General features: G+C 38.6%; 12 protein-coding genes. 2 read left to right on the forward strand and 10 right to left on the reverse strand.

Features of this window, described 5'->3' with window-relative positions; translation table 11 throughout:
* Positions 1-547: 547 nt before the first annotated feature.
* The 5 genes from ACV3PA_RS16325 to ACV3PA_RS16345 all read right to left on the reverse strand — a co-directional run bounded on the left by ACV3PA_RS16325 (position 548) and on the right by ACV3PA_RS16345 (position 3,411).
* Positions 548-970: a PBECR3 domain-containing polyvalent protein gene (locus tag ACV3PA_RS16325; protein WP_456125986.1), complete on the reverse strand. Its 423-nt coding sequence runs from the start codon at positions 968-970 to the stop codon at positions 548-550.
* A complete protein-coding gene (locus tag ACV3PA_RS16330) occupies positions 967-1,893 on the reverse strand; it encodes a hypothetical protein (RefSeq protein WP_119182634.1) in 927 nt (308 codons plus the stop codon). Before ACV3PA_RS16330 ends, ACV3PA_RS16325 begins: the two co-directional genes overlap by 4 nt.
* Positions 1,894-2,283: 390 nt before the next feature.
* Entirely contained in the window at positions 2,284-2,532 is a 249-nt protein-coding gene (locus ACV3PA_RS16335) for a hypothetical protein (RefSeq protein ID WP_456125987.1), read from the reverse strand.
* Positions 2,533-2,553: 21 nt separating this feature from the next.
* On the reverse strand, positions 2,554-3,024 hold the full coding sequence (locus tag ACV3PA_RS16340; protein ID WP_456125988.1) for a hypothetical protein: 471 nt from the start codon (positions 3,022-3,024) through the stop codon (positions 2,554-2,556).
* Positions 3,025-3,189: 165 nt separating this feature from the next.
* Positions 3,190-3,411, reverse strand: coding sequence for a hypothetical protein (locus ACV3PA_RS16345; protein ID WP_456125989.1), 222 nt, complete (start codon positions 3,409-3,411; stop codon positions 3,190-3,192).
* 175 nt (positions 3,412-3,586) lie between these two features.
* Here ACV3PA_RS16345 and ACV3PA_RS16350 point away from each other — a divergent pair, with 175 nt between their 5' ends.
* A complete protein-coding gene (locus ACV3PA_RS16350) occupies positions 3,587-4,240 on the forward strand; it encodes a hypothetical protein (protein WP_456125990.1) in 654 nt (217 codons plus the stop codon).
* Between the two features lie 1,630 nt (positions 4,241-5,870).
* Here ACV3PA_RS16350 and ACV3PA_RS16355 read toward each other — a convergent pair.
* From ACV3PA_RS16355 to ACV3PA_RS16375, 5 genes are all read right to left on the reverse strand, one after another.
* The gene (locus ACV3PA_RS16355) at positions 5,871-6,293 is read right to left on the reverse strand and encodes a PBECR3 domain-containing polyvalent protein (protein WP_456125986.1); all 423 of its coding nucleotides are present in this window, start codon (positions 6,291-6,293) and stop codon (positions 5,871-5,873) included.
* Complete coding sequence (locus tag ACV3PA_RS16360; RefSeq protein ID WP_119182634.1) at positions 6,290-7,216, reverse strand: hypothetical protein; 927 nt, start codon at positions 7,214-7,216, stop codon at positions 6,290-6,292. The genes ACV3PA_RS16355 and ACV3PA_RS16360 overlap by 4 nt, the downstream gene beginning before the upstream one ends.
* Before the next feature lie 390 nt (positions 7,217-7,606).
* On the reverse strand, positions 7,607-7,855 hold the full coding sequence (locus ACV3PA_RS16365) for a hypothetical protein (RefSeq protein ID WP_456125987.1): 249 nt from the start codon (positions 7,853-7,855) through the stop codon (positions 7,607-7,609).
* A 21-nt stretch (positions 7,856-7,876) separates the two neighbouring features.
* Entirely contained in the window at positions 7,877-8,347 is a 471-nt protein-coding gene (locus tag ACV3PA_RS16370) for a hypothetical protein (protein ID WP_456125988.1), read from the reverse strand.
* A 165-nt stretch (positions 8,348-8,512) separates the two neighbouring features.
* On the reverse strand, positions 8,513-8,734 hold the full coding sequence (locus ACV3PA_RS16375; protein WP_456125989.1) for a hypothetical protein: 222 nt from the start codon (positions 8,732-8,734) through the stop codon (positions 8,513-8,515).
* A gap of 175 nt (positions 8,735-8,909) precedes the next feature.
* Here ACV3PA_RS16375 and ACV3PA_RS16380 point away from each other — a divergent pair, with 175 nt between their 5' ends.
* Positions 8,910-9,563 (forward strand): hypothetical protein, encoded by a 654-nt coding sequence (locus tag ACV3PA_RS16380; protein WP_456125990.1) that lies wholly within the window; start codon positions 8,910-8,912, stop codon positions 9,561-9,563.
* Positions 9,564-10,622 lie beyond the last annotated feature (1,059 nt).

Genomic DNA, 10,622 nt, shown 5'->3' on the forward strand with positions numbered 1-10,622 from the left:
GTCGCCAAACGAGCAGATGGGAGAAGTGGCGTTTTTTGTTGTTCCGTCCGTATTTTGTTACTGATTATTGTACGCTTACATCAATTTTCTGACAACATTTTATTTTTATCACGCATCAAATCTCGATTCAAAAAAAGAGATTTCAAATCGTTTTTTTCATTTTGAAAAATAAAAAAATACGATTGCTAGCACTAGCAATCGTATTTTTTGGTGGCAACCGCCGTGCCAAAATGCCGTTTTTAGTGGCACGCGGTGTGACCTTTTGGCGATTTTGATGATATCAGGGAAACACTAGGCTCCGCCTAGGCTAGCACGCTGAGTGATAGCAGTTTCCCCTTATGCTCTTTTTTCCGTTTTCCATAAAAAAAATCTCTTATCGATTCGACAAGAGACCTAAAAAAATCAACAAATTATTGGCAGGTGGCAATCTGCATCTCTTCAAAGACCTCTCGATAAAAGAGGCGTGGCGGCTGCCTGTTCCGCCCTCAAAAATTTGCTGATCTATCTTTAAACGCAATGAAATTATAACGTAGAAGTAGGTCTTTGTCTATTTGTCGATTATTTTCATTCGTCCACTTTCTAAATAAATTTTGAGCTTATTTTCGTTCAAAGGATATAAAGTTCGAATCGCCAAAGGACCATCCGCCTTTACTCTAACTGCAATCAGAACGATTTTATCCAATCGCTTAACATATTCAATGCTATTATTTGTAGGATGCAAACCAATGTAGTCAGGATCATTTATTATGTCGGGCATAGACTCTAAATGACTATGGTACTCTTCCTCACTACTAAAGTCTTTTTTGTGTCTTTCAATGTGTCGTAGACGATCTTTCCACAAGACTATCTCTAATTCTTTATTAGACGCAATTCCCAATTCAGTGAGGATTTCTTTCTTAGCAACACCAACAATGTGTGGTCCTTTTTTCATATTTTTAATATCTAGTTTGAAAACACTTTGATTAGTCATATCGTTTTTCCTTCTTTCACTTTACTTTCCTCACCTTCCTCTGATTCGTCCTCTTCACTTTCTAACGTAAAGAACTCTTCAAATAATCCAAAGTCAACTTCAGGATGATCTTTCAAATCATTCTCATCAGCCTCCTTTAACTCATCGAAAATGTCACTTACATCTTTTGATTTGTTATTGAGTTGGATTGGGGAATCATTATCAATAGCGATACCTTGAATCGGTTTATTATTGTATTGGAATTTGCTTGAGAACGTTGCTATGTTTTCAATTTCAAGTTCGGAAATCGAGTATTCCGACATTCTTCCAAATTCGTAAGTATGACTTATACATACACCGTTTTTACGCTGCGTAATAATCAAAAGAAAATGCTTCGGAAGGGTCTCTTTTTTTGTCACCTTCCATTGGAATAGATGGTAAACTCTAATGATTTCGCCATATACTTCTTTTCTCTTAGAAACTACTTCAACCAAATTTTTTACAAGCTTCTGGTTATCTTCTTTAAAGATTTTAGAATTGGATGGTGCCAAGTTCATCCATGTATCTCCATACGGGATTATAAATGTTGTATTAGTAACTTTATCTACGCGTTCTCTGTGAATAAGATCGGCATCAACTAAAACTTTGATCCAATTGTCGATTGTTCTTGTTTGAGTGTTAAAAAAATTCGCTATCTTTTGGATGCTATGCCAACTATGACCTGTTGTATTATCAGCACTAAAAGAAAAATACAAGTATAGGCGTAATGGACCCGCTTCCAAAGTAGATAAGTGTCTTTCTTTAAAACTCGAATACAAAAGCGTAAAAGAAGCATTAGAAGTCTTGTTTGCTGTTCTCCAAGAAGAGTAGTAATTTTTGATCAATTCGTTTTTTTCTACTGGTAGTGATCTATTCATAAGAATCTTTACTTTTTTACTACTCATAAGACTTCCTCCTGTATAAAACATCTATTTTTTATCATGCTAATACATCCATAACGCAAAAACAACACACCAAAACGCACCTAAATACGAAACCAAACGCACAACTATTAGATAATATTTGCGCTATATTTCGTCCAAACTATACTCATATCCAAACCCATAACAACACTCATAACATAGCCAACTTAACCATACGAAATCCGGCCGCGAATTTTTTATCGCGCCGGACCATTTTTTTGGGGAAAATAAAAAAACTTTTAAAAACTCGCAAGCGAGAAAATAAAAGTTTGTGAAAACGGGTGATTCCGCTCGTTTTTTTTACGTTTGGCTCTACAACGTCGTTATCATTGCGAGGAATTGTCATTTCACGCAACCTTACGGTTTTTAAGGTCAAATCCAGTACGAAACAAGATAAAGATAAAAGAAAATCGCAACCGCCATCAGCAAGGCATTGTGACGATTTGTCCAAAGAAACAGGAGTAGCATTCCGAATAAAGAGACGAACGAGGCAATCAACAATCCGATGGCTCTACCACTACCATCTTCTCGATCAAGAAAATAAAGAAAAAAGAATAGCGCGACGTCAAACAGAATAAAATAGACGACTTCTCGAGTTCGTCTATCCTCGATCCATTTCATGTGGACACCCCTTCTGTCTGATCATTGTTTTTGCCTTCTTGCGTAATCACGCAGCACACCTTCAACCAATTCGTACAACTTCATATCATTCTCGAGTGCGATATGCTTCAAGCGTTTATGTAAGGCAACATCAAGATCGAGTGAGACTTTCTTTCGAATGACCTTTTCCTGCTTCATCTCAATTTCGAAGTAGCCGTCGTCGAGTTGCGATTGTCCAGTCACAGGATCCACACGTAATGGATCCTTCGATAGGTTCTTTTTCTCCTTCACTCGTGTCGATCGGACGAAATCTAAGACACGCTTTTGAGCGTTCGGATGGTCTTCAGCAATCTGCCAACGCTTCGTCTGCTGGTCGAACGTCGCCCCAGCCTGTTTCAAGGCTTCTCGTAACTTTTCCTTGCCTACTGGAGCATGCTGTTTCGCGATTTCTAGGAACTTCATACGCTTATTGAGTTCCGTCACATCAAGAATCGTCAGTTCCATTTCTTTCATACGTTTCACCCCTCACATTCTGCACTCAACTTATTTTTTAGCCTCTTACCTTCTTAATTTTCTTTATTTTGAGGCTGGATACCTTTAATTAATAAAAAGACAGCAACTGCGATTTCAATCGCAGTTGCTGTCTTTTTATTGGTTACACCTTAAGTGAGATTTTAGTTAGATTTCTTCATCGTTATCTTTTCTACGACTTTGGAATGAAATCAAAAACAAGATAAACGTAATTGCAGGTAAGAGATACCAGATAGAGTTTGTTTCAAACAAATTTTTAAACTCTAGTACAACCGCAATAAATCGTCCGATATAGATCCACATTGCAAATGTACTGATCAGTAGTAATGCTTCAGCTGTTGTTATAAAAACTCTTTTTTGATTTTTCATAAAAACCTCCATAGCCCTTCTGTCTTATAGTTTCCAAGCATACAGTTACACTAACAAAAAAATCAAATAATGTATATTGGGTGAAAAAACCTTCTGTTTATGTAATAATGGAAAAGAATTGTTAAAAGAGATAGAAAATGATTCCAAAATCCAAAAAAGAAAGAAGGAACTCCAAATGAATCACTTGGTCAAATCTTCGATTTTAGCCAGTGGAGCATTATGCCTTTCATTAGGTTTCCAACTGACTCCGGCGGAAGCAAGCGAGAATACTAAAAGTAGCTCTCAAAAAAGCTATCTAGAACAAAACAATTCTGCTCCAAAGAATGTAAATTTTGAAGAACTGAGCGTAGAAGAAGCAGATGGATCAACATCTTTTTTCGCTACTAAAGAAGACCTTCAACTCTACGTGACTTATGCTAATCTTCCTCAAAAAAATAGTGCGCAAAGCTACACTATCAATAGTTCTGCAAAAGCAGCTATTGGAGAGACAGTAGTAGGAACAATTTATAAAAAAATGAAGTTTCTTGGGTACTCTAAATACACCCCTAACTGGGTAAAAGCAAGTACCTATACACTAAGTAAAGGTAAATCCGATACGTTCTCATCAAAATTTGATACTAAATTTGGTGATGTAAGTGCCTCATTTACGCGAACCTACGGAATATCTACAACGATTCAAGCAAACAAAAAAAAATATAGTAAAATTGCTGGGTACGCTGACTTGAAAATTCAAAAAATCAAAGTCTTTCTACCAAATATGAGTTCAAGTATTTACAAAACAAAAGCTATAAAACAAGAAACATATGTAAAACCTAAATACAAAAAATAATATAGAAAAAGCAGAAGGGACATCCTTCTGCTTTTTCTATGGATAAAAACTATGCGGTAATTGATATAAAAACGTATCTCAAAGTTCCTTCTTCTCTCTGGATGCCTGTTTAAGATTTTCGCTTTCCTGATCTACCGCACTTCGTTCCGGCGTTTACGCCTCCACTTCGCTTGCTGGCGCACTGCGGCATGTTGAATGGAATCGCTTCGCTCCCTCCTTCAACATGCCTCGCACGACACATGAACCTGTAGTTGATCTTCATCTTACCGGCATTTTCTATTCCTTTTTTTCATGAAAAAGACTTGTAGAACTAAAAGAGCGACGGCATACTGCGGGAGGCAGGCGAGGAAAACGGCTGGATGGGCAGACTAACCCCTTGCAAAAGGAAAGAGTTAAATCTGCCCATCGGTGCACTGCGTCCAGTGTAGGACGAGGTATCCGTATGTCTAGGCGTTCCAAGATTGCAGGGGAGTCTCGCCCCTACGATATGACTCGCTGCGCTCGCGCGCACACAAGGCGTTTCCACGCCCTACCTTGCTGCCTTTCGGCGACTCGTCATATAACCCACTGTATGGCGGCCAAAAGCCGTCATATGTCGTGTCACAGCAATCATACAGCCGCCTACTAGGAAATTCCCCACCGTTTGTCGTGGGACTGCCTACAGTCTCGTACCATATGACCCCGTCTGAACCTCTCAACGATCTTTACCTTATCCCTTCGGGACTTAGGCTATGTACAGGGCTCTCCGTCCTTCCCCTGCTAACGTCGCATCACGTGCTGGAACTGCGGTGACGACCGATCCATTCTACTGCGTCGGCTGGATGAACCTACTCGTTTAAAGAGCGAGTGCTGACCTCTTTTTATGTAAAACCAAAACAAAAAGGACATCATTCAGTAGCGAGTTTCGTAAAACTTGCTACTGAATGATGTCCTTTTTCTATACTAAAACCTTGAATGTTAAAGGTTTCCTTAGTATGATAAGTGCATCTAAGTTGAAGTCACGTCCAATGTGCCTTCAACTATTCAATAGCAAGTGTTCGTGCACTCGCTATTCAAAAGCGTCACTTCGTTGATCATCTACTCGTCGCCAAACGAGCAGATGGGAGAAGTGGCGTTTTTTGTTGTTCCGTCCGTATTTTGTTACTGATTATTGTACGCTTACATCAATTTTCTGACAACATTTTATTTTTATCACGCATCAAATCTCGATTCAAAAAAAGAGATTTCAAATCGTTTTTTTCATTTTGAAAAATAAAAAAATACGATTGCTAGCACTAGCAATCGTATTTTTTGGTGGCAACCGCCGTGCCAAAATGCCGTTTTTAGTGGCACGCGGTGTGACCTTTTGGCGATTTTGATGATATCAGGGAAACACTAGGCTCCGCCTAGGCTAGCACGCTGAGTGATAGCAGTTTCCCCTTATGCTCTTTTTTCCGTTTTCCATAAAAAAAATCTCTTATCGATTCGACAAGAGACCTAAAAAAATCAACAAATTATTGGCAGGTGGCAATCTGCATCTCTTCAAAGACCTCTCGATAAAAGAGGCGTGGCGGCTGCCTGTTCCGCCCTCAAAAATTTGCTGATCTATCTTTAAACGCAATGAAATTATAACGTAGAAGTAGGTCTTTGTCTATTTGTCGATTATTTTCATTCGTCCACTTTCTAAATAAATTTTGAGCTTATTTTCGTTCAAAGGATATAAAGTTCGAATCGCCAAAGGACCATCCGCCTTTACTCTAACTGCAATCAGAACGATTTTATCCAATCGCTTAACATATTCAATGCTATTATTTGTAGGATGCAAACCAATGTAGTCAGGATCATTTATTATGTCGGGCATAGACTCTAAATGACTATGGTACTCTTCCTCACTACTAAAGTCTTTTTTGTGTCTTTCAATGTGTCGTAGACGATCTTTCCACAAGACTATCTCTAATTCTTTATTAGACGCAATTCCCAATTCAGTGAGGATTTCTTTCTTAGCAACACCAACAATGTGTGGTCCTTTTTTCATATTTTTAATATCTAGTTTGAAAACACTTTGATTAGTCATATCGTTTTTCCTTCTTTCACTTTACTTTCCTCACCTTCCTCTGATTCGTCCTCTTCACTTTCTAACGTAAAGAACTCTTCAAATAATCCAAAGTCAACTTCAGGATGATCTTTCAAATCATTCTCATCAGCCTCCTTTAACTCATCGAAAATGTCACTTACATCTTTTGATTTGTTATTGAGTTGGATTGGGGAATCATTATCAATAGCGATACCTTGAATCGGTTTATTATTGTATTGGAATTTGCTTGAGAACGTTGCTATGTTTTCAATTTCAAGTTCGGAAATCGAGTATTCCGACATTCTTCCAAATTCGTAAGTATGACTTATACATACACCGTTTTTACGCTGCGTAATAATCAAAAGAAAATGCTTCGGAAGGGTCTCTTTTTTTGTCACCTTCCATTGGAATAGATGGTAAACTCTAATGATTTCGCCATATACTTCTTTTCTCTTAGAAACTACTTCAACCAAATTTTTTACAAGCTTCTGGTTATCTTCTTTAAAGATTTTAGAATTGGATGGTGCCAAGTTCATCCATGTATCTCCATACGGGATTATAAATGTTGTATTAGTAACTTTATCTACGCGTTCTCTGTGAATAAGATCGGCATCAACTAAAACTTTGATCCAATTGTCGATTGTTCTTGTTTGAGTGTTAAAAAAATTCGCTATCTTTTGGATGCTATGCCAACTATGACCTGTTGTATTATCAGCACTAAAAGAAAAATACAAGTATAGGCGTAATGGACCCGCTTCCAAAGTAGATAAGTGTCTTTCTTTAAAACTCGAATACAAAAGCGTAAAAGAAGCATTAGAAGTCTTGTTTGCTGTTCTCCAAGAAGAGTAGTAATTTTTGATCAATTCGTTTTTTTCTACTGGTAGTGATCTATTCATAAGAATCTTTACTTTTTTACTACTCATAAGACTTCCTCCTGTATAAAACATCTATTTTTTATCATGCTAATACATCCATAACGCAAAAACAACACACCAAAACGCACCTAAATACGAAACCAAACGCACAACTATTAGATAATATTTGCGCTATATTTCGTCCAAACTATACTCATATCCAAACCCATAACAACACTCATAACATAGCCAACTTAACCATACGAAATCCGGCCGCGAATTTTTTATCGCGCCGGACCATTTTTTTGGGGAAAATAAAAAAACTTTTAAAAACTCGCAAGCGAGAAAATAAAAGTTTGTGAAAACGGGTGATTCCGCTCGTTTTTTTTACGTTTGGCTCTACAACGTCGTTATCATTGCGAGGAATTGTCATTTCACGCAACCTTACGGTTTTTAAGGTCAAATCCAGTACGAAACAAGATAAAGATAAAAGAAAATCGCAACCGCCATCAGCAAGGCATTGTGACGATTTGTCCAAAGAAACAGGAGTAGCATTCCGAATAAAGAGACGAACGAGGCAATCAACAATCCGATGGCTCTACCACTACCATCTTCTCGATCAAGAAAATAAAGAAAAAAGAATAGCGCGACGTCAAACAGAATAAAATAGACGACTTCTCGAGTTCGTCTATCCTCGATCCATTTCATGTGGACACCCCTTCTGTCTGATCATTGTTTTTGCCTTCTTGCGTAATCACGCAGCACACCTTCAACCAATTCGTACAACTTCATATCATTCTCGAGTGCGATATGCTTCAAGCGTTTATGTAAGGCAACATCAAGATCGAGTGAGACTTTCTTTCGAATGACCTTTTCCTGCTTCATCTCAATTTCGAAGTAGCCGTCGTCGAGTTGCGATTGTCCAGTCACAGGATCCACACGTAATGGATCCTTCGATAGGTTCTTTTTCTCCTTCACTCGTGTCGATCGGACGAAATCTAAGACACGCTTTTGAGCGTTCGGATGGTCTTCAGCAATCTGCCAACGCTTCGTCTGCTGGTCGAACGTCGCCCCAGCCTGTTTCAAGGCTTCTCGTAACTTTTCCTTGCCTACTGGAGCATGCTGTTTCGCGATTTCTAGGAACTTCATACGCTTATTGAGTTCCGTCACATCAAGAATCGTCAGTTCCATTTCTTTCATACGTTTCACCCCTCACATTCTGCACTCAACTTATTTTTTAGCCTCTTACCTTCTTAATTTTCTTTATTTTGAGGCTGGATACCTTTAATTAATAAAAAGACAGCAACTGCGATTTCAATCGCAGTTGCTGTCTTTTTATTGGTTACACCTTAAGTGAGATTTTAGTTAGATTTCTTCATCGTTATCTTTTCTACGACTTTGGAATGAAATCAAAAACAAGATAAACGTAATTGCAGGTAAGAGATACCAGATAGAGTTTGTTTCAAACAAATTTTTAAACTCTAGTACAACCGCAATAAATCGTCCGATATAGATCCACATTGCAAATGTACTGATCAGTAGTAATGCTTCAGCTGTTGTTATAAAAACTCTTTTTTGATTTTTCATAAAAACCTCCATAGCCCTTCTGTCTTATAGTTTCCAAGCATACAGTTACACTAACAAAAAAATCAAATAATGTATATTGGGTGAAAAAACCTTCTGTTTATGTAATAATGGAAAAGAATTGTTAAAAGAGATAGAAAATGATTCCAAAATCCAAAAAAGAAAGAAGGAACTCCAAATGAATCACTTGGTCAAATCTTCGATTTTAGCCAGTGGAGCATTATGCCTTTCATTAGGTTTCCAACTGACTCCGGCGGAAGCAAGCGAGAATACTAAAAGTAGCTCTCAAAAAAGCTATCTAGAACAAAACAATTCTGCTCCAAAGAATGTAAATTTTGAAGAACTGAGCGTAGAAGAAGCAGATGGATCAACATCTTTTTTCGCTACTAAAGAAGACCTTCAACTCTACGTGACTTATGCTAATCTTCCTCAAAAAAATAGTGCGCAAAGCTACACTATCAATAGTTCTGCAAAAGCAGCTATTGGAGAGACAGTAGTAGGAACAATTTATAAAAAAATGAAGTTTCTTGGGTACTCTAAATACACCCCTAACTGGGTAAAAGCAAGTACCTATACACTAAGTAAAGGTAAATCCGATACGTTCTCATCAAAATTTGATACTAAATTTGGTGATGTAAGTGCCTCATTTACGCGAACCTACGGAATATCTACAACGATTCAAGCAAACAAAAAAAAATATAGTAAAATTGCTGGGTACGCTGACTTGAAAATTCAAAAAATCAAAGTCTTTCTACCAAATATGAGTTCAAGTATTTACAAAACAAAAGCTATAAAACAAGAAACATATGTAAAACCTAAATACAAAAAATAATATAGAAAAAGCAGAAGGGACATCCTTCTGCTTTTTCTATGGATAAAAACTATGCGGTAATTGATATAAAAACGTATCTCAAAGTTCCTTCTTCTCTCTGGATGCCTGTTTAAGATTTTCGCTTTCCTGATCTACCGCACTTCGTTCCGGCGTTTACGCCTCCACTTCGCTTGCTGGCGCACTGCGGCCATGTTGAATGGAATCGCTTCGCTCCTCCTTCAACATGCCTCGCGCGACACATGAACCTGTCGTCATTCTCATCTAGGCATTTTCTATTCCTTTTTTTCATGAAAAAGACTTGTAGAACTAAAAGAGCGACGGCATACTGCGGGAGGCAGGCGAGGAAAACGGCTGGATGGGCAAGCTACTAACCCCTTCCCGAAAAGGAAAGAGTTGATGCCATCGGTGCACTGCATCCGGGGTGCAGGACGAGGTATCCGTATGTCTAGGCGTTCCAAGATTGCAGGGGAGATTTCGCCCCTACGATATGACTCGCTGCGCTCGCGCGCACACAAGGCGTTTCCACGCCCTACCTTGCTGCCTTTCGGCGACTCGTCATATAACCCACTGTATGGCGGCCAAAAGCCGTCATATGTCGTGTCACAGCAATCATACAGCCGCCTCTAGGAAATTCCCCACCGTTTGTCGTGGGACTGCCTACGGTCTCGTACCATATGACCCCGTCTGAACCTCTCAACGATCTTTACCTTATCCCTCGGGACTTAGGCTATGTACAGGCTGTCCGTTCCTCCCCTGCTAGACGTCGCATCACGTGCTGGAACTGCGGTGACGACCGATCCATTCTACTGCATCAGCTAGATAGACCTACTCGTTTAAAGAGCGAGTGCTGACCTCTTTTTATGTAAAACCAAAACAAAAAAGGACATCATTCAGTAGCGAGTTTCGTAAAACTTGCTACTGAATGATGTCCTTTTTCTATACTAAAACCTTGAATGTTAAAGGTTTCCTTAGTATGATAAGTGCATCTAAGTTGAAGTCACGTCCAATGTGCCTTCAACTATTCAATAGCAAGTGTTCGTGCACTCGCTATTCAAAAGC

The organism is Exiguobacterium sp. EA-TM-5 (assembly GCF_053878415.1).